Genomic DNA, 26879 nt, shown 5'->3' on the forward strand with positions numbered 1-26879 from the left:
CGGAGGGTCATTCAGCATTAGGTGTGACTGATACACCGCCATCGCGAGCAAGCTCGCTCCCACAGGGTGTAAAAAGGTCAGCGGGTGGCCGCCAGGCTCTCGAGAAAACTCTCCAGCACCAGATGAGGCCGGCGCCCTTTGCGCGTGACCGACGCCAGGCTCAAGTCATAGAACCGTGCCGCAGGCTTAAGGGCCCGCAACCGACCCTGCTGGACCCAGAGGTTGGCGTAGTGATCGGGCAGGTAGCCGATATAGCGCCCGGTAAGAATCAGGAACGCCATGCCTTCGCGGTCCGATGCACTCGCGGTGCAATTAAGCGCCTGGTAATGGGCCTGGATCTCGGCCGGCAGGCGGAACGTCGGGGCGATGGCGTCCTGGCTGTTGAGGCGTGCGTCTTCAAGTTGTTGGTCATCGACATAAAACAGTGGATGCCCGACCGCGCAGTACAGCAGCGAACGTTCACTGTAGAGCGGTTGATATTCCAGCCCGGACAGGGCACTGGCCTGGGGAACCACGCCGACATGCAAGCGACCGTCGAGCACGCCTTGCTCGACTTCGTTGGGGGCGATCATGCGAATCTGGATCTGCACGTCAGGCCCGCGCTCTTTCAATTGCGCCAGGGCGTGGGTGATGCGCATGTGGGGCAGGGTGACCAGGTTGTCGGTGAGGCCGATGGTCAACTCACCGCGCAGATGCTGGTGCAGCCCGTTTACCTCGGTGCGAAAGCTTTCCAGTGCGCTCAATAACTGCAACGCCGATTGATAGACCTCGCGCCCTTCTTCGGTCAGGGAAAACCCCGCGCGCCCACGTTGGCACAGACGCAGGCCGAGGCGCTGTTCAAGGTCGCTCATCTGCTGGCTGATGGCTGAGCGGCCGATTCCCAGTACGGTTTCCGCGGCGGAGAATCCACCGCACTCCACGACGCTGCGAAAAATGCGCAGCAGGCGAATATCAAAGTCGCTGACCTGGGCCAGGGGATCGGGACGACGAGCGCTCATAGTTTAGTGATCCGCCGACTGAAGGTTGCAAAAGTTGGATTTCATTGACTTTATCGTCGTGGCAACTTAGCTGCAAGAACGCCTTTCGATCCCCTGTCGCTTATGACCTGCGAGGTTTTGTCGATGAACATGCCCGAACACGCTGCCGGTTCCCTGGCTAGCCAGCTCAAGCTGGATGCCCACTGGATGCCTTACACCGCCAATCGCAATTTCCAGCGCGATCCGCGCCTGATCGTCGCTGCCGAAGGCAGCTGGTTGGTGGATGACAAGGGGCGCAAGGTATACGACTCGCTGTCGGGCCTGTGGACATGTGGCGCCGGGCACACCCGCAAGGAAATCCAGGAAGCGGTCGCCAAGCAACTGGGTACTCTCGATTATTCGCCGGGGTTCCAGTACGGTCATCCGCTGTCATTCCAACTGGCGGAAAAGATCACCAGCCTGACCCCAGGCAACCTCAATCATGTGTTCTTTACCGATTCCGGTTCCGAGTGCGCCGATACCGCAGTGAAGATGGTCCGCGCCTACTGGCGTCTCAAGGGCCAGGCGACCAAGACCAAGATGATTGGCCGTGCCCGTGGTTATCACGGTGTGAACATCGCCGGCACCAGCCTCGGCGGTGTCAGCGGCAACCGCAAGCTGTTCGGCCAGGCCATGATGGACGTCGATCACTTGCCCCACACCTTGCTGGCCAGCAACGCCTATTCCCGTGGCATGCCGAAAGAGGGTGGCATCGCCTTGGCGGATGAGCTGTTGAAGCTGATCGAACTGCACGATGCGTCCAATATCGCTGCGGTGTTTGTCGAGCCGATGGCAGGATCGGCCGGCGTACTGGTGCCGCCTGAGGGGTATCTCAAGCGCCTGCGGGAAATCTGCGACCAGCACAGCATTCTGCTGGTGTTCGACGAAGTGATCACCGGTTTCGGCCGCACCGGTTCGATGTTTGGTGCCGACAGCTTTGGCGTGACCCCGGACCTGATGTGCATCGCCAAGCAAGTCACCAATGGCGCGATCCCCATGGGCGCGGTGATTGCCAGCTCCGAGATCTACCAGACCTTCATGAACCAGCCAACGCCCGAGTACGCAGTGGAATTCCCCCATGGCTACACCTACTCGGCACACCCGGTGGCCTGCGCGGCGGGCCTGGCGGCGCTGGACCTGCTGCAGAAGGAAAACCTGGTGCAGAGCGTGGCCGAAATCGCCCCGCATTTCGAGAATGCCTTGCACGGCCTGAAGGGCGCGAAGAACGTCATCGACATCCGCAACTATGGCCTGGCCGGCGCGATCCAGATCGCCGGGCGCGATGGCGATGCCATCGTGCGTCCGTTCGAAGCCGGCATGGCGTTGTGGAAAGCCGGGTTCTATGTGCGGTTCGGCGGCGACACTCTGCAGTTCGGGCCAACGTTCAACAGCAAGCCACAGGACCTGGATCGCCTGTTCGATGCAGTCGGTGAAGTGCTGAACAAACTCGACTGACGCATTCTTTAACAACGGGCGCCCGGCCATGGGCGCCTGTGGATAATTCTGGAGTCCCCATGAGCCTCATCCCGCATTTGATCAATGGCGAACTGCTGAGCGACAGCGCTCGCACCGCCGATGTGTTCAACCCGTCTACTGGCCAGGCCATTCATAAGGTGCCATTGGCTGATCGCGCGACTATCCAGCAGGCCATCGATGCCGCCAAGGCGGCTTTTCCGGCCTGGCGCAATACACCGGCGGCCAAGCGCGCCCAAGTGATGTTTCGTTTCAAGCAATTGCTGGAGCAGAACGAGGCGCGTATCGCCCAGTTGATCAGCGAGGAACACGGCAAGACCTTGGAAGACGCGGCCGGTGAGCTCAAGCGCGGCATCGAAAACGTCGAGTTTGCCTGTGCAGCGCCGGAGATCCTGAAGGGCGAATACAGCCGTAACGTAGGACCGAACATCGACGCTTGGTCAGACTTTCAACCTTTAGGCGTGGTGGCGGGCATCACCCCGTTCAACTTCCCGGCGATGGTGCCGCTGTGGATGTATCCGCTGGCGATCGTCTGCGGCAACTGCTTCATTCTCAAGCCGTCCGAGCGTGATCCGAGTTCGACGCTGCTGATCGCCCAGTTGTTGTTGGAAGCGGGTTTGCCCAAGGGTGTACTGAGCGTCGTCCATGGCGACAAGGCTGCGGTGGATGCACTGATCGAAGCGCCGGAAGTCAAGGCGCTGAGTTTTGTCGGTTCGACGCCGATTGCCGAGTACATCTATGCCGAGGGCACTCGACGTGGCAAACGTGTCCAGGCGCTGGGCGGGGCGAAGAACCATGCGGTGCTGATGCCGGATGCCGACCTGGACAATGCCGTCAGCGCGCTGATGGGCGCGGCATACGGTTCATGCGGTGAGCGTTGCATGGCAATTTCGGTGGCGGTGTGTGTCGGCGACCAAGTGGCGGATGCGCTGGTGTCCAAATTGGTGCCGCAAATCAAGGCGCTTAAGATTGGCGCCGGTACGTCTTGCGGGTTGGACATGGGGCCGCTGGTGACCGGTCAGCATCGGGACAAGGTCAGTGGCTATATAGAAGAGGGTGTGACAGCAGGCGCTTCACTGGTGGTTGATGGTCGCGGCTTGAGTGTGGCCGGGCATGAAGAAGGTTTCTTCCTCGGCGGTTGCCTGTTCGATCGCGTGACCCCCGAGATGCGTATCTATAAGGAAGAGATCTTTGGACCGGTGCTGTGCATCGTCCGGGTCAATAGCCTGGAAGAGGCGATGCAACTGATCAATGATCACGAGTATGGCAACGGCACCTGCATCTTCACCCGCGATGGCGAAGCGGCGCGGTTGTTCTGCGATGAGATCGAAGTCGGCATGGTGGGCGTCAACGTTCCATTGCCGGTGCCAGTGGCTTATCACAGCTTTGGTGGTTGGAAGCGTTCGCTATTCGGCGACCTGCATGCCTATGGCCCGGACGGCGTGCGTTTCTATACCCGTCGCAAGGCCATTACCCAGCGTTGGCCGCAGCGTGCCAGCCATGAGGCTTCACAATTCGCTTTCCCCAGCTTGTAATTGGAAGTGAAGAGGCCGGCGCCCTTGGGCGCCGGCCTCTGTGTTTACGGGGCTTTTTTGGCTGATATGACAGAATTGTTAAATAGGTGTTGACGGCAGATTCTGGAAGTCTATAATTCGCCCCACTTCCGGCGCAGTCGAAACGGAAAACTCCTTGAGATTCAATGAGTTAAGTAGGTCTCGAAGGTGTTGGGCTTCAGTTCATCGAGGCCCGGAAGGAGCAGGTAGAGCGGTGATGTTTGGCTCTATCGGCGGTTCGATCTTCTCGGTCGAAAGCGGTGAAAAAGAGGTGTTGACAGCAGCGAGTAACGCTGTAGAATTCGCCTCCCGCTAACGAGAGATCGGAAGCGCAAGTGGTTGAAGTTGTTGATGTTTCCGAAGCGAAACTTTGAAAACTTCTTAAAATAACCGCTTGACAGATACACGGGGCGCTGTAGAATGCGCGCCTCGGTTGAGACGAAAGACTCAGCCAACCGCTCTTTAACAACTGAATCAAGCAATTCGTGTGGGTGCTTGTGGAGTCAGACTGCTAGTCAACAGATTATCAGCATCACAAGTTACTCCGCGAGAAATCAAAGATGTAACCAACGATTGCTGAGCCAAGTTTAGGGTTTTCTCAAAACCCAAAGATGTTTGAACTGAAGAGTTTGATCATGGCTCAGATTGAACGCTGGCGGCAGGCCTAACACATGCAAGTCGAGCGGTAGAGAGGTGCTTGCACCTCTTGAGAGCGGCGGACGGGTGAGTAATGCCTAGGAATCTGCCTGGTAGTGGGGGATAACGCTCGGAAACGGACGCTAATACCGCATACGTCCTACGGGAGAAAGCAGGGGACCTTCGGGCCTTGCGCTATCAGATGAGCCTAGGTCGGATTAGCTAGTTGGTGGGGTAATGGCTCACCAAGGCGACGATCCGTAACTGGTCTGAGAGGATGATCAGTCACACTGGAACTGAGACACGGTCCAGACTCCTACGGGAGGCAGCAGTGGGGAATATTGGACAATGGGCGAAAGCCTGATCCAGCCATGCCGCGTGTGTGAAGAAGGTCTTCGGATTGTAAAGCACTTTAAGTTGGGAGGAAGGGCATTAACCTAATACGTTAGTGTTTTGACGTTACCGACAGAATAAGCACCGGCTAACTCTGTGCCAGCAGCCGCGGTAATACAGAGGGTGCAAGCGTTAATCGGAATTACTGGGCGTAAAGCGCGCGTAGGTGGTTCGTTAAGTTGGATGTGAAAGCCCCGGGCTCAACCTGGGAACTGCATTCAAAACTGTCGAGCTAGAGTATGGTAGAGGGTGGTGGAATTTCCTGTGTAGCGGTGAAATGCGTAGATATAGGAAGGAACACCAGTGGCGAAGGCGACCACCTGGACTGATACTGACACTGAGGTGCGAAAGCGTGGGGAGCAAACAGGATTAGATACCCTGGTAGTCCACGCCGTAAACGATGTCAACTAGCCGTTGGGAGCCTTGAGCTCTTAGTGGCGCAGCTAACGCATTAAGTTGACCGCCTGGGGAGTACGGCCGCAAGGTTAAAACTCAAATGAATTGACGGGGGCCCGCACAAGCGGTGGAGCATGTGGTTTAATTCGAAGCAACGCGAAGAACCTTACCAGGCCTTGACATCCAATGAACTTTCCAGAGATGGATTGGTGCCTTCGGGAACATTGAGACAGGTGCTGCATGGCTGTCGTCAGCTCGTGTCGTGAGATGTTGGGTTAAGTCCCGTAACGAGCGCAACCCTTGTCCTTAGTTACCAGCACGTAATGGTGGGCACTCTAAGGAGACTGCCGGTGACAAACCGGAGGAAGGTGGGGATGACGTCAAGTCATCATGGCCCTTACGGCCTGGGCTACACACGTGCTACAATGGTCGGTACAGAGGGTTGCCAAGCCGCGAGGTGGAGCTAATCCCACAAAACCGATCGTAGTCCGGATCGCAGTCTGCAACTCGACTGCGTGAAGTCGGAATCGCTAGTAATCGCGAATCAGAATGTCGCGGTGAATACGTTCCCGGGCCTTGTACACACCGCCCGTCACACCATGGGAGTGGGTTGCACCAGAAGTAGCTAGTCTAACCTTCGGGAGGACGGTTACCACGGTGTGATTCATGACTGGGGTGAAGTCGTAACAAGGTAGCCGTAGGGGAACCTGCGGCTGGATCACCTCCTTAATCGACGACCGCAGCTGCTTCATGAGCTCCCACACGAATTGCTTGATTCATTGAAGAAGACGAAAGAAGCAGCCCGAAATTGGGTCTGTAGCTCAGTTGGTTAGAGCGCACCCCTGATAAGGGTGAGGTCGGCAGTTCGAATCTGCCCAGACCCACCAATTTTGTGTGGGAAACGCCTGTAGAAATACGGGGCCATAGCTCAGCTGGGAGAGCGCCTGCCTTGCACGCAGGAGGTCAGCGGTTCGATCCCGCTTGGCTCCACCACTACTGCTTCGATTGTATAAAGCTTAGAAATGAGCATTCCATCGGTTCGATGGTGAATGTTGATTTCTAGTCTTTGACTAGTTCGTTCTTTAAAAATTTGGGTATGTGATAGAAAGATAGACTGAACGTTACTTTCACTGGTAACGGATCAGGCTAAGGTAAAATTTGTGAGTTCTCTTAGTTGAGAAATTCGAATTTTCGGCGAATGTCGTCTTCACAGTATAACCAGATTGCTTGGGGTTATATGGTCAAGTGAAGAAGCGCATACGGTGGATGCCTTGGCAGTCAGAGGCGATGAAAGACGTGGTAGCCTGCGAAAAGCTTCGGGGAGTCGGCAAACAGACTTTGATCCGGAGATGTCTGAATGGGGGAACCCAGCCATCATAAGATGGTTATCTTGTACTGAATACATAGGTGCAAGAGGCGAACCAGGGGAACTGAAACATCTAAGTACCCTGAGGAAAAGAAATCAACCGAGATTCCCTTAGTAGTGGCGAGCGAACGGGGACTAGCCCTTAAGCTTCTTTGATTTTAGCGGAACGCTCTGGAAAGTGCGGCCATAGTGGGTGATAGCCCTGTACGCGAAAGGATCTTAGAAGTGAAATCGAGTAGGACGGAGCACGAGAAACTTTGTCTGAATATGGGGGGACCATCCTCCAAGGCTAAATACTACTGACTGACCGATAGTGAACTAGTACCGTGAGGGAAAGGCGAAAAGAACCCCGGAGAGGGGAGTGAAATAGATCCTGAAACCGTATGCGTACAAGCAGTGGGAGCCCACTTTGTTGGGTGACTGCGTACCTTTTGTATAATGGGTCAGCGACTTATTTTCAGTGGCGAGCTTAACCGAATAGGGGAGGCGTAGCGAAAGCGAGTCTTAATAGGGCGTCTAGTCGCTGGGAATAGACCCGAAACCGGGCGATCTATCCATGGGCAGGTTGAAGGTTGGGTAACACTAACTGGAGGACCGAACCGACTACCGTTGAAAAGTTAGCGGATGACCTGTGGATCGGAGTGAAAGGCTAATCAAGCTCGGAGATAGCTGGTTCTCCTCGAAAGCTATTTAGGTAGCGCCTCATGTATCACTGTAGGGGGTAGAGCACTGTTTCGGCTAGGGGGTCATCCCGACTTACCAAACCGATGCAAACTCCGAATACCTACAAGTGCCGAGCATGGGAGACACACGGCGGGTGCTAACGTCCGTCGTGAAAAGGGAAACAACCCAGACCGTCAGCTAAGGTCCCAAAGTTATGGTTAAGTGGGAAACGATGTGGGAAGGCTTAGACAGCTAGGAGGTTGGCTTAGAAGCAGCCACCCTTTAAAGAAAGCGTAATAGCTCACTAGTCGAGTCGGCCTGCGCGGAAGATGTAACGGGGCTCAAACCATACACCGAAGCTACGGGTATCACGTAAGTGATGCGGTAGAGGAGCGTTCTGTAAGCCTGTGAAGGTGAGTTGAGAAGCTTGCTGGAGGTATCAGAAGTGCGAATGCTGACATGAGTAACGACAATGGGTGTGAAAAACACCCACGCCGAAAGACCAAGGTTTCCTGCGCAACGTTAATCGACGCAGGGTTAGTCGGTCCCTAAGGCGAGGCTGAAAAGCGTAGTCGATGGAAAACAGGTTAATATTCCTGTACTTCTGGTTATTGCGATGGAGGGACGGAGAAGGCTAGGCCAGCTTGGCGTTGGTTGTCCAAGTTTAAGGTGGTAGGCTGGAATCTTAGGTAAATCCGGGATTCTAAGGCCGAGAGCTGATGACGAGTTACCCTTTGGGTGACGAAGTGGTTGATGCCATGCTTCCAAGAAAAGCTTCTAAGCTTCAGGTAACCAGGAACCGTACCCCAAACCGACACAGGTGGTTGGGTAGAGAATACCAAGGCGCTTGAGAGAACTCGGGTGAAGGAACTAGGCAAAATGGCACCGTAACTTCGGGAGAAGGTGCGCCGGTGAGGGTGAAGCACTTGCTGCGTAAGCCCACGCCGGTCGAAGATACCAGGCCGCTGCGACTGTTTATTAAAAACACAGCACTCTGCAAACACGAAAGTGGACGTATAGGGTGTGACGCCTGCCCGGTGCCGGAAGGTTAATTGATGGGGTTAGCTAACGCGAAGCTCTTGATCGAAGCCCCGGTAAACGGCGGCCGTAACTATAACGGTCCTAAGGTAGCGAAATTCCTTGTCGGGTAAGTTCCGACCTGCACGAATGGCGTAACGATGGCGGCGCTGTCTCCACCCGAGACTCAGTGAAATTGAAATCGCTGTGAAGATGCAGTGTATCCGCGGCTAGACGGAAAGACCCCGTGAACCTTTACTATAGCTTTGCACTGGACTTTGAATTTGCTTGTGTAGGATAGGTGGGAGGCTTTGAAGCGTGGACGCCAGTCTGCGTGGAGCCATCCTTGAAATACCACCCTGGCAACTTTGAGGTTCTAACTCAGGTCCGTTATCCGGATCGAGGACAGTGTATGGTGGGTAGTTTGACTGGGGCGGTCTCCTCCTAAAGAGTAACGGAGGAGTACGAAGGTGCGCTCAGACCGGTCGGAAATCGGTCGTAGAGTATAAAGGCAAAAGCGCGCTTGACTGCGAGACAGACACGTCGAGCAGGTACGAAAGTAGGTCTTAGTGATCCGGTGGTTCTGTATGGAAGGGCCATCGCTCAACGGATAAAAGGTACTCCGGGGATAACAGGCTGATACCGCCCAAGAGTTCATATCGACGGCGGTGTTTGGCACCTCGATGTCGGCTCATCACATCCTGGGGCTGAAGCCGGTCCCAAGGGTATGGCTGTTCGCCATTTAAAGTGGTACGCGAGCTGGGTTTAGAACGTCGTGAGACAGTTCGGTCCCTATCTGCCGTGGACGTTTGAGATTTGAGAGGGGCTGCTCCTAGTACGAGAGGACCGGAGTGGACGAACCTCTGGTGTTCCGGTTGTCACGCCAGTGGCATTGCCGGGTAGCTATGTTCGGGAAAGATAACCGCTGAAAGCATCTAAGCGGGAAACTTGCCTCAAGATGAGATCTCACTGGGACCTTGAGTCCCCTGAAGGGCCGTCGAAGACTACGACGTTGATAGGCAGGGTGTGTAAGCGCTGTGAGGCGTTGAGCTAACCTGTACTAATTGCCCGTGAGGCTTGACCATATAACACCCAAGCAATTTGCTGACTCGAAAGAGCACCAGATTGCGGTGTGTGAAGACGAAACGAACCGAAAGTTCGAATCTCACAAAACACCGAAAGCTGTCACATACCCAATTTGCTGAAGCGAGGCCACCAGGCCACGATTCGGTACCCGAATTTCTTGACGACCATAGAGCATTGGAACCACCTGATCCCATCCCGAACTCAGCAGTGAAACGATGCATCGCCGATGGTAGTGTGGGGTTTCCCCATGTGAGAGTAGGTCATCGTCAAGATTAAATTCCGAAACCCCTATCTGCTGATGCAGGTAGGGGTTTTGTTTTGCCCGCAGGAAAGTTCTTACGACAAGCTCGGACTGCTCCCGGCTGTCACAGTCCCCCGACAGTGCTAAGGTTCTGCCCTAGCTTTTGCATTTTCAAGGATGCCTTTCATGCCGGACGCAACGTCCCTCAGCCCTGCTTTCATGGTGGTTCACGGGAATCGCCTTGATGAATTGCGCAGCCTGGTGATCAGCCTGATGCGGCGCTATCCGCTGGCTCCCCTTGAAAATGAAATCGCGCTGGTACAGAGCAATGGTATTGCCCAATGGCTCAAGCTCGCACTGGCTGAAGACCCGGAAGATGATGATTCCGGCGGCTGCGGTATCGCGGCGGCTATTGATGTGCAACTGCCAGGCAGCTTCATGTGGCAGCTCTATCGAATGGTCCTAGGGCGTGATGAGATTCCGGCCAAGTCGCTGTTGGACAAGGCTCCGCTAACCTGGCGCCTGATGCGCCTGTTGCCGCAGCTTATCGAGCAGCCGCATTTCGAACCTCTACGACGATTCCTTACCCACGACACCGACTTGCGCAAGCGCTATCAACTGTCCGAGCGCCTTGCCGATCTGTTCGACCAGTACCAGGTGTACCGGGCCGACTGGCTCGAGGACTGGGCTGAGGGTCGACACCAGACCCGAAATGTCCGAGGTGAAATCAAGCCGCTCGCGCCGGCGAATTGCTGGCAAGCGGAACTGTGGCGAGCCTTGTTGCTGGATGTGGGGGAACAAGGCATGGCGCAAAGCCGCGCAGGCGTCCACCAGCGCTACATCGAACGTATCAACAATCTGGAAGCAGCTCCGAAAGGCTTGCCCGCGCGAGTCATCGTGTTCGGTATTTCCTCGTTGCCTGCCCAAGTCCTCGAGGCGCTCGCCGGTCTTTCCCGGTTCAGCCAGGTTCTACTCTGCGTGCATAACCCGTGTCGCCACCATTGGGCGGACATCGTTGCCGACAAGGACTTGCTACGTCATCAATACAAGCGCCAGGCACGCAAGACCGGCATGCCCGCCGTCCTCGATCCACAAATCCTGCATCAACATGCCCATCCGTTATTGGCCGCCTGGGGCAAGCAGGGGCGCGACTATATCAACCTGCTCGACAGCTACGATGACCCCAACAGCTATCGCGCTGTATTTCGCGACGGGCGCATCGACCTGTTCACTGATGGGACCCCGACGACCCTTCTCAGCCAGTTGCAGGATGACATCCTGGAACTCCGTCCCCTGAATGAAACCCGGGAACACTGGCCCGTCGTCGACACGGAACGAGACGGCTCGATCCGTTTTCATGTGGCCCACGGCGCCCAGCGTGAAGTGGAAATTCTCCATGACCAGTTGCTGGCCCATTTCAGTGCGGATCCGACATTGCGCCCACGGGATATCATCGTCATGGTCCCGGACATCGACAGTTATGCGCCACACATTCGCGCGGTGTTCGGCCAGCTCGACAGGAGCGACCCGCGTTTCATTCCATTCACACTGACCGACCAGGGCCAGCGCGGACGTGATCCACTGCTGATCGCCGTCGAGCATTTGCTCAAGCTGCCGGACAGTCGTTTCCCGGTCAGCGAAATCCTCGATCTGCTGGATGTCCCGGCGTTGCGCGAACGGTTTGGTATCGATGAGGCCGACCTGCCGACATTGCATCGTTGGATCGAAGGGGCGGGGATTCGCTGGGGAATGAGTGCCGAACACCGCGCCGGGTTGGGCTTGCCCGCGGAGCTTGAGCAGAACAGCTGGCATTTCGGCTTGCGGCGCATGTTGCTGGGGTACGCCGTCGGCAGCTCGCAGGCCTATGACGGCATCGAACCCTATGACGAGATCGGTGGCCTGGACGCGGCGCTGATCGGTCCGCTGGTTGCTTTGCTGGATGCCTTGGAAGTCGCCCACCAGGAACTCACCCAGCCAGCATCGCCGCAGCAATGGGGTTCGCGTCTGCACGATCTGATGCGGTTGTTCTTCCAGGCGAGTAACGAGCATGACGACTATCTGCTGGCCCAACTCGAGGACTTGCGTGAAACCTGGCTGGAAACCTGTGAGTCGGTAGGGCTGCACGATGAACTGCCGCTGACGGTGGTGCGTGAAGCGTGGTTGGCCGGGCTGGATCAGGGGCGACTGTCCCAACGCTTCCTGGCCGGAGCCGTCAATTTCTGCACCTTGATGCCAATGCGTGCGATCCCCTTCAAGTTGGTGTGCCTGCTGGGGATGAATGATGGTGATTACCCAAGAGCCCAACCGCCTTTGGATTTCGATCTGATGGGCGGCGACTATCGCCCGGGCGATCGTTCTCGCCGTGAGGACGACCGTTACCTGTTGTTGGAAGCGCTGCTGTCGGCCCGGGAAAAGCTCTATATCAGTTGGGTGGGACGCAGTATCCGCGATAACAGCGAGCGGCCGGCATCGGTGTTGATCGGCCAACTGCGCGATCATCTCGCCAGTGGCTGGCGGTTGGCCGATGACAGCAAGTCCCTCCTCGATGCCCTGACTCAGGAGCATCCGCTGCAACCGTTCAGCGCGCGTTATTTCCATCAAGGAGACGAGCTGTTCAGTTACGCGAGCGAATGGCGAATGCTCCACGACATCTCCGATGACACTGACAAAACTCAGGTGCTGGAACCCTACGTCCAGGAGGAGCCCTTGGGCCTTGGTCAGTTGCAGGACTTCCTGCGCAACCCCGTCCGCCATTTCTTCAGCCAGCGGCTGAAAGTGTTCTTCGACGCCATCGAAGCACCTCTGGCCGATGACGAACCTTTCGTGCTCGACGCACTGCAACGCTACACCCTGAGCGACAGCCTGCTCGAGGCCGCCCTGGTACGCCTGGACCAGGCGGACCTGGCCTTGGCCGCCCATGCCCAGAGGCTCCAGAACAGCGGGCTGTTGCCGATGGCCGGGTTCGGTGAGTGCATGCAGCGCGAATTGATCGAACCCTTGCCGGATCTGCTCCAGCGCTACCAACAGCTTCTGGCGTTGTGGCCCACACCGCTGACCAGTGCTGTGCCGGTCAGCCTGCAACTGCAAGGAGTGAGTGTCGAAGGGTGGCTCAGTGGCCTACACCAACGCTCCGACGGTGCGGTTCTCGCCATCACCGCCATACCCAACAGCATCGGCTCCACCAAGACCCGCAAGTGGCATCGCCTGATACGGCCCTGGGTCAATCATCTCGTGGCCTGCGCTAACGGCTTGTCGTTGACCACGGCGCTGGTGGCCAGTGATGACAGCTTGCTGTTGCCACCTTTTGAAGAGCCCGCCGCAAAAAAAATGCTTGGCGACCTATTGCAGGCCTGGCAGGCCGGTATGCGCCAGCCGCTACCGATCGCGGTGAAGACGGCGTTCGCCTGGCTCGGCCAGAGTGATCCGCTCAAGGCCGAAGCTGCGGCGCGCAAAGCCTATGAGGGCGACGGACAGACGTTCGAGGGCGAGCGGCGGGAAAACCCGGCCTTGGCTCGACAGTTTCCTGATTTCGCGGCCTTGATGGCTGACGAAACATTCCCCGACTGGTGCGATGCGCTTTACCGACCATTGCTCGAAGCCCCGTGGCGTTCATTGGTCAGCGAGGAGGCCCGTTCATGAGTCAGCAGGCACCATTGGCCCTGGCTTTCCCGCTGCGGGGTAGCCAACTGATCGAGGCCAGCGCCGGTACCGGCAAGACCTTCACCATTTCGGCGCTGTACCTGCGCCTGGTGCTAGGGCACGGCGGTTCGGCGTCCGGTTTTGGCCGCGAGTTGCTTCCGCCGCAAATCCTGGTCGTGACCTTTACGGACGCCGCCACCAAGGAGTTGCGTGAGCGAATTCGCACCCGTCTGGCCGAAGCCGCACGTTTCTTTCGCGATGAGATTCCAGCTCCGGATTCACTGATCGGCGCATTGCGCGATGAATTCAGTGCCGAGCAATGGCCGGGTTGTGCGAATCGGCTGGACATCGCCGCGCAGTGGATGGACGAAGCGGCCGTCTCGACCATCCATAGCTGGTGCCAGCGCATGTTGCGTGAGCATGCCTTCGACAGCGGCAGCCTGTTCACCCAGACCCTGGAAACCGACCACAGCGAATTGCTGGGCGAGGTATTGCGCGATTACTGGCGGCTGTTCTGCTATTCGATGCAAGGCGAGGCGTTGAACTGGGTGCGTACCCATTGGGGAGGTCCAGCGGCGCTGTTGCCACGGGTGAGGGGGTTGTTTTCCAGCGAGCCTGGCGACGCTGACGGGCTTGAGCCTGCCGAGCTAATCGCCGCTTCGTTGCAGGAGCGCAGTGCCGCCTTGCTCGATCTCAAGGCGCCGTGGCGGCAATGGGCCGTGGAACTGTTGGAGATCTGCCAGCAAGGCGTCGCCAGCAAGTCTGTTGATGGACGCAAGATGCAGGCGCGTTACTTCGAACCGTGGTTTCAGAAAATCACCGCCTGGGTCGATGACGAAAGCCACGAGCTGCTGGATATCGGCACCGGGTTCACACGCCTGACGCCCGAGGGCATGGCCGAAGCCTGGAAAGGCGAAGTGCCCAACCATCCCGGGCTGGAGGCCATGGCCGGTCTCAAGGCCAACCTGGATGCGTTGCCCACCCCTGATGCCGCCGTGCTGCAGCATGCCGCGCAATGGGTCGGGACGCGTTTCGAAGCGGAGAAACGTCGCCGCGCCGAAATGGGCTTCGACGACATGCTGCTGCGTCTCGACGCGGCGTTGCAGGCCGACGGGGGCGAGCGCCTGGCGAGCCTGATCCGCGAGCAGTTTCCGGTGGCGCTGATCGATGAATTCCAGGACACCGACCCGGTTCAGTACCGGATCTTCGAAAGCATCTACCGTATTGAAGACAACGACCCCGGGACCGGACTTTTCCTGATCGGCGATCCGAAGCAAGCGATCTACGCCTTTCGCGGTGCCGACATCTACACCTACCTGCGCGCTCGCGAGGCCACGGCCGGCAGGTTGCATACGCTGGGCACGAACTTCCGTTCCAGTCATGCCATGGTGGGGGCGGTTAACCATATTTTCCAGAAGGCCGAGTCCCGCCCGAAGGGGCGTGGGGCCTTTCTGTTCCGTGAGCCTTCGGGTGATAACCCGGTGCCGTTCCTGTCCGTTGAGTCCCAGGGCCGCAAGGAGTCCCTACAGGTGGCAGGGCACGCCGTTGCGGCGCTGAACATCTGGCACCTGTCGTCGGACCAGCCGCTCTCCGGTGCGGTGTATCGGCAATCCATGGCAGCCGCCTGCGCCAGTGAGATCACGGCATTGCTCAACGGTGGGCAGTCGGGGCGCGACGGCTTCACCGTCGATGGCGAAACGCTGCGCGGGTTGCGCCCGGCGGATATCGCTATCCTGGTGCGCGACGGTAAAGAGGCGCAGGCCGTGCGCGACGAGTTGTCCACGCGGGGCGTGCGCAGTGTCTATCTATCCGACAAGGATTCGGTCTTTGCTTCGCAAGAGGCGCGGGATTTGCTGACCTGGCTCAAGGCCTGCGCCGAGCCGGATGTGGAGCGACCGCTACGGGCAGCGCTGGCCAGCATCACGTTGAACCTGCCGCTGACGGAGCTGGAGCGTCTCAATCAGGATGAGCTGGCCTGGGAAGCCCGGGTCATGCAGTTTCGCGGTTATCGCACGGTCTGGCGCAGCCAGGGCGTGCTGCCGATGTTGCGGCGTCTGCTGCATGATTTCGAATTGCCCCAGGCCCTGATGACGCGCAGCGATGGCGAGCGGGTGCTGACCAACTTGCTGCACCTGTGCGAACTGTTGCAGCAGGCCGCCGGCGAGCTGGATGGCGAACAAGCCTTGATCCGGCATTTGTCCGAGCACCTGGCCTTATCCGGACAGGCGGGAGAAGAGCAGATCCTGCGTCTGGAAAGCGATGAGCAGTTGGTCAAGGTGGTCACGATCCACAAGTCCAAGGGGCTTGAATATCCGTTGGTTTTCCTGCCCTTCATCTGTTCGACGAAACCGGTGGATGGCAGTCGATTGCCGTTGCATTACCACGACGAGGCCAACAAGGCGCAGATCAGTCTCAAGCCCACCGCCGAATTGATCGCCAAGGCCGATGATGAGCGACTGGCCGAGGATCTGCGGCTGCTCTACGTGGCACTGACCCGCGCACAACATGCCTGCTGGCTGGGTGTCGCGGACCTCAAACGGGGCAATAACAACAGCTCGATCCTGCATGTGTCCGCGCTGGGTTATCTGTTGGGCGGAGGTGCGCCGTTGACCGATACGGTGGAGCTGAGGCGTTGGCTGGAAGACCTGCAACACGGCAGCGTCGCGGTGAACTGCCAGCCCATGCCCGAAGCTACTGACGAGCACTATCGGCCGCCACGCAACGACGCCGTGTTGCTCGAGCCCTTGGTGCCCTTGCGAAAAGCCAGCGAAAATTGGTGGATCGCCTCCTACAGCGCCTTGCGCATCGGCGAAAGCCTGAGCGAAGGCAGCGATACCGCGCCGGAGAATCCACAGGCCCAGAAACTGTTCGACGATGAGCGTCTTGACCCGGACGCGCCCAGGGAGACGATCGCCGTCGGTGGCGACATCCACCGCTTTCCCCGCGGCCCCGGTCCCGGCACTTTTCTCCATGGCCTGCTGGAGTGGGCTGCCGGGGAAGGGTTTTCATCCGCGCCGGCAGATATCGAGGATGCCATTGCCCGACGCTGCAATCGCCGAGGTTGGAAAGGCTGGATCACCACGCTGAGCGACTGGCTGCAGCACTTGATCAAAATGCCCATGCCCGTCGGCAGCGACCAAGCGCCGGTGGTGCTCGAACAACTGACCCGGTTCCAGGTCGAGATGGAGTTCTGGTTCGCCAGCCACAAGGTCGATGTGCAAAAGCTCGATCAACTGGTTTGCCGGTTCACCCATGGCGGTGTCGCCCGCGTTGCGGCGGAGCCGGTGCTGCTCAACGGCATGTTCAAGGGCTTCATCGATTTGACGTTCGAGCACGACGGCCGGTACTACGTGGCCGATTACAAGTCCAACTGGCTGGGTGTCGATGACATGGCCTACACCGTACAGGCCATGGAACAGTCGATCCTGGACCATCGCTACGACCTGCAATACGTGCTGTACCTGTTGGCCCTGCATCGCCAGCTCAAGGCTCGGCTTCCCGATTATGACTACGACCGGCACGTCGGCGGCGCGCTGTACCTGTTCCTTCGTGGGACCCGCTCGACCAGCCAGGGCGTGTATTTCACCAAGCCGCCACGGGCCTTGATCGAGCAACTGGATCGGCTGTTCCAAGGGGCGCCCGAACCCAAGGCTGAGCCGGCGTGGGTACAGGGAGAATTGCTATGAGTCGTTCCTTTGCCGACCTGCTGCCCAAGGCGTCCGACGATGAAAGCCTGGTTGACCTGGCGCCTTTGAGCCGTGCGCAGGACCTGCTGTTGTTGCTGACGCGCTGGGTCGAGCGCGGCTGGCTGCGTGCCCTGGACAAGGCCTTCGTGGCGTTCCTCCATGAACTGGCGCCCGACGATGATCCATTGGTCCTGCTCGCCGCTGCGCTGACCAGCCATCAACTGGGTCATGGGCACGTTTGCCTGGATATATTCGAGACCCTCAAGGAACCGGACTTTGCCCTGTCGCTGCCCCCCGAGGGTGATCCGCAGACAGGCGCGATGCTGCTGCCCTCGCAAATATTGCAGACGCTCGACGGCGCCCATTGGTGCAAGGCCCTGGCGTCCAGTCGGCTGGTGGCCTTGGCTGTGGACGAGAGCGAAGAGGCGCAGCAACGTCCATTGGTACTGTCTGGCAAGCGTCTTTATCTGCGTCGCTACTGGGGGTATGAACGGCGGATCGACGAGGCGTTGCGCCAACGATTGGTCGAGCAGGAAGCGGCGCCCGGTGACCTGCGCGAGCGTTTGGACGGGCTGTTCGGGCCGGCCAATGCCAGCGGTCCGATCGATTGGCAGAAACTGGCCTGCGCGCTAGCGACCCGTGGGGCCTTCAGCATCGTGACCGGCGGCCCGGGCACCGGCAAGACCACCACCGTTGTGCGTCTGCTGGCCCTGTTGCAAGCTCCGGCCGTCGAGGCCGGGAAGCCGCTGCGGATTCGCCTGGCTGCGCCCACGGGCAAGGCGGCGGCGCGCCTGACCGAGTCCATCAGCCAGCAGGTCCGGACCCTGGATGAGGCTGTGCGCGGGTGCATCCCCTGCGACGTCACGACGGTCCATCGATTGCTGGGCAGTCGTCCCGGCACTCGGCATTTTCGTCACCATGCAGGCAATCGCTTGCCGCTGGATGTGCTGGTGGTCGATGAAGCGTCGATGATCGACCTGGAGATGATGGCCAATCTGCTGGACGCACTGCCGGCCCATGCACGGTTGGTGTTGTTGGGGGACAAGGACCAGTTGGCCTCGGTGGAAGCCGGTGCGGTGCTGGGGGATTTGTGTCGAGATGCCGAGGACGGCTGGTACAGCCCCCAGACCCGTGCCTGGCTGGAGTCGGTCAGTGGGGAAAACCTGGCGGCCAGCGACCTGCAGCAAGACCTCAATGGCACTCATCCCCTGGCGCAGCAAGTAGTCATGCTCAGGCATTCCCGGCGCTTCGGAGAAGGCAGTGGGATCGGTCAGCTCGCTCGTTCGGTCAACCAGCAACAGCCGGAAAAAGCCCGCCAATTATTGGATAACGGACAGTACGTCGATTTGTTTTCCTTGAAATTGGCAGGTGAACACGACACGAAGCTGGAAAAACTGTTACTCGACGGCAAGCCAGAAGGGCCCAAGGGTTATCGGCATTACCTGAGCCTGCTGCGGCAGCGCCGTCCGGCCATTTCTCAGCCATTGGAAGATCGTTGCTGGGCCGATTGGGCCCGTGAGGTCTTGGCGGCCTTCGACGAATTCCAATTGCTTTGCGCGGTGCGCAAAGGCCCGTGGGGCGTCGAAGGATTGAACCAGCGAATCACCGCCGCATTGCTCAAGGCCCGCCTTATCGATAGCGATCACCAGTGGTACGAAGGCCGTCCGGTACTGATGACCCGTAACGACTATGGGCTGGGGTTGATGAACGGTGATATTGGCATTGCCCTCAATCTTCCCGAGCGTGACGGGCCGGATGCCGGCAAACAGGTCCTGCGGGTCGCTTTCCCGCGCAATGACGGCCAGGGCGGCGTGCGTTTCGTCCTGCCCAGCCGCCTGAACGACGTAGAGACCGTGTATGCCATGACGGTGCACAAATCCCAGGGCTCGGAATTCACCCATACCGCGTTGATCCTTCCGGATGCGCTCAACCCGGTCTTGACCAAGGAATTGGTGTACACCGCCATTACCCGGGGCAAGCAATGGTTCAGCCTGATCGAACCGCGGGCGGGGGTCTTCGAAGAGGCGGTCGGGCGCAAGGTCAAGCGCTTGAGCGGTTTGATGCTGGCGTTGGAGCAGGCTGACTGAATCATTGGCTTTCAAGGATTCATGTCCTTCTGGCAACCTGGCCTGTTTCGCTTTCAAGCCTGCGTAACACGCTGTCTCGCTGGCTTTTTGGCACTGTGCTATCGTTCCGGCACTTATCGTCTGGATCAAGAGATTTTCCATGGAAGTGCCTGTAGGGGAGGCAGTGCGCAGCAAGGGCTGGGGGCATGTTCTGCTTGCCGGCCTTTTGTGTTTGCTGCTGCCTGTCGCGGTTGCCCAGGAGCAGGCCTCCACGACCCAGGCCGAGCAGCGGGCCGAAGCGGTGACACAAGTGGTCTTGGGCATTCTCAGTTATGCCCGCTGGCCGGTGGAGCCCACCCAACTGCAACTTTGCATCGTCGGGCCGACCCAATACACCGACGATCTGGTCAAGGGCACCACCCAGGCCACGGGGCGGCCGGTAATAGTGCAGCGGTTGTTGGCCGATCATCCCAATATCGCCACTGAGTGCAACGCGGTCTACGTCGGCAGGCTGACCAACGATGAGCACACCCGTCTGTTTGCGTCCTTGATCGGCAAGCCCGTGTTGAGCATCAGTGAGGGCGGCGACCAGTGCACCGTGGGTAGCCTGTTCTGCCTGCGGGTAGGTGATGAACAAGTGTCTTTCGAGGTCAACCTCGATTCCGTGGCACGTAGTGGCGTGCGCATCCATCCGAGTGTGCTGCAGCTTTCCCGCCGCAGGTCCGCAACCCCATGAAGCAGAGCAAACCAAGGGTCCGTCCCACCCTGGGCTCGGTCATCGGTCGCGGTCATCTGATCGTCGCATTGGTGGCCATTACCATGGCCAGTGTGTCCCTGACCTTGCTCGGGCTGTTGGCGCTGCGAGTCTATGCGGATCACAACCTGCACTTGATCGCCCGTTCGATCAACTACACCGTGGAGGCCGCCGTGGTCTTCGATGATTCGGCCGCGGCCACCGAGGCACTGGCCTTGATCGCCTCCACCGAGGAGGTCGCCGATGCCGAGGTATTCAATGAACACGGCCGTCTGTTGGCGCGCTGGCAACGACCGCAAACCGGCCTGTTGTCGGAACTGGAAGTGCACATTGCCAAGGCATTCCTGGAAAAGCCCATCAGCCTGCCGATCGTTCACCAAGGGCAGAACATTGGTCGCATCGTGTTGGCGGGGCATGGCGGTAGCCTGTTGCGCTTTTTGCTCAGCGGTTTGGCGGGGATCATCCTGTGCACCGCGGTGAGTGCCTGGGTGGCGCTTTACCTGGCGCGGCGGCAGTTGCGGGCGATCACCGGGCCGCTGCGCAGCCTGGCCGAGGTGGCCCACGCGGCCCGCAGTGAACGAGCCTTGGACCGACGCGTGCCGCCGGCCGCCATCGCCGAACTGGATAATCTGGCCAATGACTTCAACGCGCTGCTCGATGAACTGGAATCCTGGCAGACCCACTTGCAAAGCGAAAACGAAACCTTGGCCCACCAGGCCAGCCACGACAGCTTGACCGGCTTGCCGAACCGGGCATTTTTCGAAGGTCGATTGATTCGCGCCTTGCGCAATGCCAGCAAGCTCAATGAACAAGTGGCCGTGCTGTACCTGGACAGTGATCGGTTCAAGGGCATCAATGACAATTTCGGCCACGCCGCCGGCGACGCGGTGCTGATGGCCGTGGCGACCCGGGTCCGGGCGCAGTTGCGCGAGGATGACTTGGTCGCGCGCTTGGGGGGCGACGAATTCGCCGTGCTGCTGGCGCCTTTGCACAAGGCCGAGGACGCTGAGCTGATTGCTGAAAAGATCATCGCCAGTATGGAAATGCCGATTCAATTGCCCGGCAACGCCTCCGTGTTGACCTCCCTCAGTATCGGCATTGCCGTTTTTCCCGATCACGGTGCCACACCGGGCACCCTGCTACACGCCGCCGATGCAGCCATGTATCAAGCCAAACGCCTCGCCCGAGGCGGTCAACATACGGCGGGGTCGGATCACTCCGTCGCTGATCTTCAAACCAGGAGCTGACTCGTGCGTTCATCCCTTCAAATTTCCCTGCGCTGGTTCGCGGCGCTTTTCCTGCTTGCCGTCGTGGCCCTGAGCGGTTGCCAGACGGCACCGCCGAAAGGCCTGACCCCGGCGCAAATTGCCGTACTCAAGCAACAAGGTTTCGAACTGACTGACGATGGCTGGGCCTTCGGTTTGTCGGGCAAGGTGCTGTTTGGCAGCGATGTGGAAAACCTCAACCCGGCCAGTACCGAAATCGTCGAGCGCATTGGCAAGGCGCTGCTGGGGGTGGGCATCGAGCGGGTACGCGTCGATGGTCATACCGACGCATCGGGCTCCCAGGCCTACAACGAACAACTGTCGAAGCGTCGGGCCGCGAGCGTGAGCAAGGTGCTGGCCAGCGTTGGCATGCGCGAAGAGAACGTTCAGTTGCGCGGGCTCGGTAGCAGCAAGCCGGTCGCGTCCAACGATACGGTCGAGGGCCGCACCGAAAACCGCCGCGTCGCCATCGTGGTCATCGCCGACTAGTCGGCGAATACCATCTCCCGACGCTCACCCATCAGCAATGGCCGGTTCTGTTCAGTCACCTCGCGGATGTAATCCCACAACAGCGTAATCCGCTTCAACTTCCTCAAATCCTCCCGGCAGTACATCCAGAACTGCCGGGTGACGTTGATTTCCTCCGGCAGCACCGGCAACAGCCGTGGATCCTGGGCGGCGAGGAAGCAGGGCAGGATTGCCAGCGAACGGCCTTGCTGCGCTGCCACGAATTGCGCGATCACACTGGTGCTGCGCAGGTGGGCATTGGCGCCGGGCAGGACGTTGGCCAGGTAGAGCAACTCGGAACTGAACGCCAGGTCATCCACGTAGCTGATGAATGAGTGCCTGGTCAGGTCGGCCGGGCGCTGGATCGGTGGGTGATTGTCCAGGTAAGGCTGGGTGGCGTAGAGCTGCAGTCGGTAGTCGCACAGTTTGCAGCACACATACGGGCCGTGTTCGGGGCGTTCGAGGGCGATGACGATGTCGGCCTCGCGCTTGGACAGGCTGATGAAGTGTGGCAGCGGCAGGATGTCCACCGAGATGGCTGGGTAGGCGTCGACGAAGTGGCTCAACTGCGGGGTGATGAAGAAGCTGCCGAAGCCTTCGGTGCAGCCCATGCGCACGTGGCCGGACAACGCGACGCCAGAGCCCGAGACCTGCTCGCAGGCCATGTGCAAAGTGCTTTCGATCGATTCGGCATAACCCAGCAAGCGCTGGCCTTCGGCCGTCAGGACAAACCCGTTGGTCCGGGATTTCTCGAACAGCAGCGTGCCCAACGAGGCTTCCAGCGAGCTGATGCGTCGCGACACCGTGGTGTAGTCGACGGCCAGGCGCTTGGCGGCCGTGCTGGCCTTGCGGGTGCGGGCCACTTCGAGGAAAAACTTGAGGTCGTCCCAATTCAGCGACCCCAGGGAGGTGATGTTTTTTTGCATGATGGACCGGCTTTTATGTGCATTCTTATTAGAAGTTTGCACATCTATACTCCAAAAACCGTCTCATCACCAACCGTGCTCGCGCACCTTGGTCTTTGCTGAACCAGCGCTCTCTCATAAGAACAATCCCGGAGGCCAGCATGAACGTTTCCCTTACGCCCAGCGATACCACCCTGCAAACCGTCAGACTGCTGATCGATGGCGAGTGGGTCGAATCCCAATCCAGCGAATGGCACGACATCGTCAACCCGGCCACCCAGCAGGTGTTGGCGAAGGTTCCGTTCGCCACGGCCGCGGAAGTCGATGCCGCCATTGCCGCTGCCCAGCGTGCGTTCCAGACCTGGAAATTGACGCCCATCGGCGCGCGGATGCGCATCATGCTCAAGCTCCAGGCATTGATCCGCGAGCATTCCAAGCGCATCGCCGCGGTGCTCAGCGCCGAGCAGGGCAAGACCATCGCTGACGCCGAGGGTGATATTTTCCGTGGCCTGGAAGTGGTCGAGCACGCTTGCTCCATCGGTACCCTGCAAATGGGCGAGTTCGCCGAGAACGTCGCCGGTGGCGTGGACACCTACACGCTGCGCCAGCCGATCGGCGTGTGCGCGGGTATTACGCCGTTCAACTTCCCGGCGATGATTCCGCTGTGGATGTTCCCGATGGCCATCGCCTGCGGCAACACGTTCGTGCTCAAGCCGTCGGAACAGGATCCGCTGTCGACCATGCTGCTGGTTGAGCTGGCCATCGAGGCCGGCGTACCGGCGGGTGTGCTCAATGTGGTGCACGGCGGCAAGGACGTGGTGGATGCACTCTGCACCCACAAGGACATCAAGGCCGTTTCCTTTGTCGGTTCGACTGCGGTCGGCACCCATGTCTATGACCTGGCGGGTCGCCATGGCAAGCGCGTGCAATCGATGATGGGCGCCAAGAACCACGCGGTGGTGTTGCCTGATGCCAATCGTGAACAAACCCTCAACGCCCTGGTCGGTGCCGGTTTCGGCGCGGCGGGCCAGCGCTGCATGGCCACCTCCGTGGTGGTGATGGTGGGCGCGGCCAAGCAGTGGTTGCCGGAACTCAAGGCCTTGGCGCAGAAGCTCAAGGTCAACGCCGGCAGCGAGCCGGGCACGGATGTCGGCCCGGTGATTTCCAAGCGGGCCAAGGCGCGGATCCTCGAGTTGATCGAGAATGGCGTGAAGCAAGGCGCGAAGCTGGAACTCGATGGCCGAGGCATCAGCGTGCCGGGCTTCGAGCAAGGCAACTTTGTCGGCCCGACCCTGTTTTCCGGCGTGACCACCGACATGCGCATCTACACCGAAGAAATCTTCGGGCCGGTGCTGGTGGTGTTGGAAGTCGACACCCTCGACCAGGCGATTGCCCTGGTCAACGCCAACCCATTCGGCAACGGCACGGGCCTGTTCACCCAGAGCGGTGCGGCGGCGCGCAAATTCCAGAGCGAAATCGACGTCGGTCAGGTGGGCATCAACATCCCGATTCCGGTGCCGGTGCCGTTCTTCAGCTTCACTGGTTCCCGCGGTTCGAAACTCGGCGACCTCGGCCCGTACGGCAAACAAGTGGTGCAGTTCTACACTCAGACCAAGACCGTGACCGCGCGCTGGTTCGATGACGACAGCGTCAATGACGGTGTGAACACCACCATCAATTTGCGTTAAGGAGCCGGACATGAACATCGCATTTATCGGCCTGGGCAACATGGGCGCCCCGATGGCGCGCAACCTGCTCAAGGCCGGCCATTCGCTGAACCTGTTCGACCTGAACCAGACGGTACTGGCCGAACTGGCAGCATTGGGCGGTACCATCAGCGCCTCGCCGCGCGACGCAGCCCAGGGCGCGGCAATGGTCATCACCATGCTGCCGGCCGCCGCCCATGTGCGCAGTGTCTGGCTGGGTGAAGACGGTGTGCTGGCCGGTATCGCCGCTGGCACGCCGGCAGTGGATTGCAGCACCATCGATCCGCAAACCGCCCGTGACGTAGCGGCTGCCGCGGCGAAACAAGGCGTGGCGATGGCCGATGCGCCGGTCTCGGGCGGCACTGGCGGCGCGGCGGCGGGCACGTTGACCTTCATGGTCGGCGCCACGGCTGAGTTGTTTGCCACCTTGCAACCGGTGCTGGCGCAAATGGGTCGTAACATTGTGCATTGTGGTGAAGTCGGTACCGGGCAGATCGCCAAGATCTGCAACAACCTGCTGCTGGGAATTTCCATGGTGGGCGTCAGCGAAGCCATGGCCCTGGGCGATGCCTTGGGGATCGACACCCAAGTGCTGGCCGGCATCATCAATAGCTCAACGGGCCGCTGCTGGAGTTCGGATACCTACAACCCGTGGCCGGGCGTGATCGAAACGGCCCCGGCGTCCCGTGGCTATACGGGTGGCTTTGGCGCCGACCTGATGCTCAAGGACCTGGGCCTGGCGACCGAAGCCGCGCGGCAGGCCCATCAGCCGGTGGTGCTGGGGGCTGTGGCGCAACAGTTGTACCAGGCGATGAGCCAGCGGGGCGAGGGCGGCAAGGACTTTTCGGCGATTGTGAACAGCTATCGCAAGCCGCAGTAAACCTGTGATATCGAGAGGCTTTTGTGGCGAGGGAGCTTGCTCCCGCTGGGCTGCGTAGCAGCCCTGTTTGTTGGCGGTTGCTGCGCAACCGAGCGGGAGCAAGCTCCCTCGCCAAAGGGCAGTGCTGAAGCGGTGAAGCTTTCACGGTTGTTTTCCGAGAGACCACGTCGGGTGGTCTCTCGGTTTTTTGTTTCAGGCGAAGACGAAATATTTACGCACGGTCTCGACCACTTCCCAGGTGCCTTTCATGCCGGGTTCGATGACGAAAATATCACCGGCGCGCAGATGGATCGGCTCCAGGCCCTCTGGGGTGATGATGCAGTAGCCTTCCTGGAAATGGCAGTACTCCCACTTCATGTATTCCACATACCATTTGCCCGGTGTGCAGATCCAGGTGCCCATGATCTTGCTGCCGTCTTCGCTGGTGTAGGCGTTGAGGTTGACGGTGTGCGGGTCGCCTTCGAGTTTTTCCCATTTGCAGGCATCGAGTACGGGCAGCGGATGGGTGTCGCGCAGGACGGTGATGGGGGCGGTCATGTGAGCTCCGAAAGGGCGGAAGAGGACAGGCACCCTAACGCGCGGCAGGGGTGGGTAGATGTCTGTAGTCGACACCGGGCTATCCAGAAACGCGCATCAATCGGCCAGATGCCGAGCCAGGGCCTTGGCGTAGGTGGGCAAACCTTCGAAGTTGCGGGCGCACAGCAGCAGCGCCCGGTGGGTCCAGGCCTCGTGCAGTGGGACGCATTGATACGACAGCTCGGTCGGTCGCCGATCGACGGCCGCCTTCGGCACGATGGCAATGCCTGCGCCATGGGTCACCATGCGAATCATCCCGTCGAAACCCTCGGCGCGAATGCGGATTTGCATGCGCGAGCCGATGTGCAGGGCCTGTTCTTCCAGGTGGATCGCCAGGGCACTGGCGGCGTTCAGGCCGACATAGTCGTGGCTGAGGGTTTCGCTGAAACGCACGGTTCGACCGTCAGCCAGGGGATGTCCGTTCGGTAGGATCAATACCAGCGGATCGTCGCGAAACGGCCAGGCCTGAAGGCCATCGGTGTCCACCGCGTCGGAAACGATCCCCAAGTCCGCCGCGCCCTCGCGCAGCGCATGGGTGATCCGTGAGCTGGGCAACTCCTGCAAGTCGATGTCGAGGTTGGGATGGGTCTTGAGAAAGCCCGCCAGCAGTTCGGGCAGGTATTCGGTCATGGCGCTGGTGTTGCACAGCAGCCGCACCCGGCCTTTGACGCCCTTGGCGTATTCGGCCAGGTCCTGTTGCAGGCGTTCGGCCTGTTGCAGCAGGAGCCGGGCGTGCTCGGCCAGGGCCCTGCCAGCCGGCGTTGGGGTTACGCCACGTCGTCCGCGTTCAAGCAGGTCGATGCCCAGGGACCCTTCCATGGCCCGCACTCGCGCACTGGCCGCAGCCAGGGACAAATGGCTGCAAGCCGCACCGGCGGTGATGTTGCCGGTGTCGAGGATGTTCAGGTAGAGGCGCAGGTCGGTGAGGTCGAAGTGCATGGGCGGGAATCCTGTCTCAAGGGCTGTGGTGCTTGGTTTATCGTCATCGCGAGCAAGCTCGCTCCCACAGTTTGAAATGCAATCCCCTGTGGGAGCGAGCTTGCTCGCGATGGCGC

Annotated in this window: 14 protein-coding genes, 2 tRNA genes and 3 rRNA genes; 15 read left to right on the plus strand and 4 right to left on the minus strand. The window is 59.5% G+C overall.

The window, feature by feature from the left end; genetic code table 11:
- Positions 1-77 precede the first annotated feature (77 nt).
- Positions 78-998 (minus strand): LysR family transcriptional regulator, encoded by a 921-nt coding sequence (locus ACLH0I_RS04535; protein WP_072410356.1) that lies wholly within the window; start codon positions 996-998, stop codon positions 78-80.
- Positions 999-1121: 123 nt separating this feature from the next.
- Here ACLH0I_RS04535 and ACLH0I_RS04540 point away from each other — a divergent pair, with 123 nt between their 5' ends.
- The 13 genes from ACLH0I_RS04540 (at position 1122) to ACLH0I_RS04600 (ending at position 21739) form a co-directional block, all read left to right on the plus strand.
- Positions 1122-2471, plus strand: a complete 1350-nt coding sequence (locus ACLH0I_RS04540) for an aspartate aminotransferase family protein (RefSeq protein WP_060739305.1) — start codon at positions 1122-1124, stop codon at positions 2469-2471.
- A 59-nt stretch (positions 2472-2530) separates the two neighbouring features.
- On the plus strand, positions 2531-4024 hold the full coding sequence (locus tag ACLH0I_RS04545) for a CoA-acylating methylmalonate-semialdehyde dehydrogenase (protein ID WP_053181691.1): 1494 nt from the start codon (positions 2531-2533) through the stop codon (positions 4022-4024).
- Between the two features lie 635 nt (positions 4025-4659).
- Positions 4660-6196 (plus strand): 16S ribosomal RNA (locus ACLH0I_RS04550).
- 81 nt (positions 6197-6277) lie between these two features.
- Positions 6278-6354 (plus strand) — tRNA-Ile (locus ACLH0I_RS04555).
- A gap of 30 nt (positions 6355-6384) precedes the next feature.
- Positions 6385-6460: transfer RNA gene (locus ACLH0I_RS04560), tRNA-Ala, on the plus strand.
- Positions 6461-6706: 246 nt separating this feature from the next.
- A 23S ribosomal RNA gene (locus ACLH0I_RS04565) occupies positions 6707-9598 on the plus strand.
- Between the two features lie 157 nt (positions 9599-9755).
- A 5S ribosomal RNA gene (gene rrf, locus ACLH0I_RS04570) occupies positions 9756-9871 on the plus strand.
- The 16S, 23S and 5S rRNA genes sit together here with 2 tRNA genes alongside, the layout of an rRNA operon.
- A gap of 155 nt (positions 9872-10026) precedes the next feature.
- Entirely contained in the window at positions 10027-13479 is a 3453-nt protein-coding gene (recC, locus tag ACLH0I_RS04575) for an exodeoxyribonuclease V subunit gamma (protein WP_411386423.1), read from the plus strand.
- The gene (gene recB / locus ACLH0I_RS04580; protein WP_411386424.1) at positions 13476-17165 is read left to right on the plus strand and encodes an exodeoxyribonuclease V subunit beta; all 3690 of its coding nucleotides are present in this window, start codon (positions 13476-13478) and stop codon (positions 17163-17165) included. The genes recC and recB overlap by 4 nt, the downstream gene beginning before the upstream one ends.
- Entirely contained in the window at positions 17162-19252 is a 2091-nt protein-coding gene (recD, locus tag ACLH0I_RS04585) for an exodeoxyribonuclease V subunit alpha (protein WP_411386425.1), read from the plus strand. Before recB ends, recD begins: the two co-directional genes overlap by 4 nt.
- 139 nt (positions 19253-19391) lie before the next feature.
- Positions 19392-19967: a YfiR family protein gene (locus ACLH0I_RS04590; RefSeq protein WP_250963954.1), complete on the plus strand. Its 576-nt coding sequence runs from the start codon at positions 19392-19394 to the stop codon at positions 19965-19967.
- Positions 19964-21232, plus strand: a complete 1269-nt coding sequence (locus ACLH0I_RS04595) for a diguanylate cyclase domain-containing protein (RefSeq protein WP_411386426.1) — start codon at positions 19964-19966, stop codon at positions 21230-21232. Before ACLH0I_RS04590 ends, ACLH0I_RS04595 begins: the two co-directional genes overlap by 4 nt.
- 3 nt (positions 21233-21235) lie before the next feature.
- The gene (locus ACLH0I_RS04600; protein WP_411386427.1) at positions 21236-21739 is read left to right on the plus strand and encodes an OmpA family protein; all 504 of its coding nucleotides are present in this window, start codon (positions 21236-21238) and stop codon (positions 21737-21739) included.
- Here the strand turns inward: ACLH0I_RS04600 and ACLH0I_RS04605 are convergent.
- On the minus strand, positions 21736-22683 hold the full coding sequence (locus ACLH0I_RS04605; protein ID WP_411386428.1) for a LysR family transcriptional regulator: 948 nt from the start codon (positions 22681-22683) through the stop codon (positions 21736-21738). The two genes, ACLH0I_RS04600 and ACLH0I_RS04605, sit on opposite strands and share 4 nt — an antisense overlap.
- A 140-nt stretch (positions 22684-22823) precedes the next feature.
- Between ACLH0I_RS04605 and ACLH0I_RS04610 the strand changes: the two genes are divergently transcribed.
- Together ACLH0I_RS04610 and mmsB are read left to right on the plus strand one after the other, a co-directional pair.
- Positions 22824-24350: a CoA-acylating methylmalonate-semialdehyde dehydrogenase gene (locus ACLH0I_RS04610; protein WP_411386429.1), complete on the plus strand. Its 1527-nt coding sequence runs from the start codon at positions 22824-22826 to the stop codon at positions 24348-24350.
- Positions 24351-24360: 10 nt separating this feature from the next.
- Positions 24361-25248 (plus strand): 3-hydroxyisobutyrate dehydrogenase, encoded by an 888-nt coding sequence (mmsB, locus tag ACLH0I_RS04615; RefSeq protein WP_250963949.1) that lies wholly within the window; start codon positions 24361-24363, stop codon positions 25246-25248.
- 192 nt (positions 25249-25440) lie between these two features.
- Here mmsB and ACLH0I_RS04620 read toward each other — a convergent pair whose 3' ends face one another.
- Both ACLH0I_RS04620 and ACLH0I_RS04625 read right to left on the minus strand, forming a co-directional pair.
- Positions 25441-25785 (minus strand): cupin domain-containing protein, encoded by a 345-nt coding sequence (locus tag ACLH0I_RS04620; RefSeq protein WP_411386430.1) that lies wholly within the window; start codon positions 25783-25785, stop codon positions 25441-25443.
- A gap of 96 nt (positions 25786-25881) precedes the next feature.
- Entirely contained in the window at positions 25882-26763 is an 882-nt protein-coding gene (locus ACLH0I_RS04625; protein ID WP_411386431.1) for a LysR substrate-binding domain-containing protein, read from the minus strand.
- Between the last annotated feature and the right edge of the window lie 116 nt (positions 26764-26879).

This window comes from Pseudomonas sp. MPB03 (assembly GCF_046605385.1).
In the GTDB taxonomy this organism is placed as follows: Bacteria; Pseudomonadota; Gammaproteobacteria; order Pseudomonadales; family Pseudomonadaceae; genus Aquipseudomonas; species Aquipseudomonas zanjanensis.

Coding starts and splice junctions, on each gene's coding strand:
- ACLH0I_RS04535 (WP_072410356.1), bottom strand. CDS start 998: ATGAGCGCTCGTCGTCCCGATCCCCTGGCCCAGGTCAGCGACTTTGAT.
- ACLH0I_RS04540 (WP_060739305.1), top strand. CDS start 1,122: ATGAACATGCCCGAACACGCTGCCGGTTCCCTGGCTAGCCAGCTCAAG.
- ACLH0I_RS04545 (WP_053181691.1), top strand. CDS start 2,531: ATGAGCCTCATCCCGCATTTGATCAATGGCGAACTGCTGAGCGACAGC.
- recC (WP_411386423.1), top strand. CDS start 10,027: ATGCCGGACGCAACGTCCCTCAGCCCTGCTTTCATGGTGGTTCACGGG.
- recB (WP_411386424.1), top strand. CDS start 13,476: ATGAGTCAGCAGGCACCATTGGCCCTGGCTTTCCCGCTGCGGGGTAGC.
- recD (WP_411386425.1), top strand. CDS start 17,162: ATGAGTCGTTCCTTTGCCGACCTGCTGCCCAAGGCGTCCGACGATGAA.
- ACLH0I_RS04590 (WP_250963954.1), top strand. CDS start 19,392: ATGGAAGTGCCTGTAGGGGAGGCAGTGCGCAGCAAGGGCTGGGGGCAT.
- ACLH0I_RS04595 (WP_411386426.1), top strand. CDS start 19,964: ATGAAGCAGAGCAAACCAAGGGTCCGTCCCACCCTGGGCTCGGTCATC.
- ACLH0I_RS04605 (WP_411386428.1), bottom strand. CDS start 22,683: ATGCAAAAAAACATCACCTCCCTGGGGTCGCTGAATTGGGACGACCTC.
- ACLH0I_RS04610 (WP_411386429.1), top strand. CDS start 22,824: ATGAACGTTTCCCTTACGCCCAGCGATACCACCCTGCAAACCGTCAGA.
- mmsB (WP_250963949.1), top strand. CDS start 24,361: ATGAACATCGCATTTATCGGCCTGGGCAACATGGGCGCCCCGATGGCG.
- ACLH0I_RS04620 (WP_411386430.1), bottom strand. CDS start 25,785: ATGACCGCCCCCATCACCGTCCTGCGCGACACCCATCCGCTGCCCGTA.
- ACLH0I_RS04625 (WP_411386431.1), bottom strand. CDS start 26,763: ATGCACTTCGACCTCACCGACCTGCGCCTCTACCTGAACATCCTCGAC.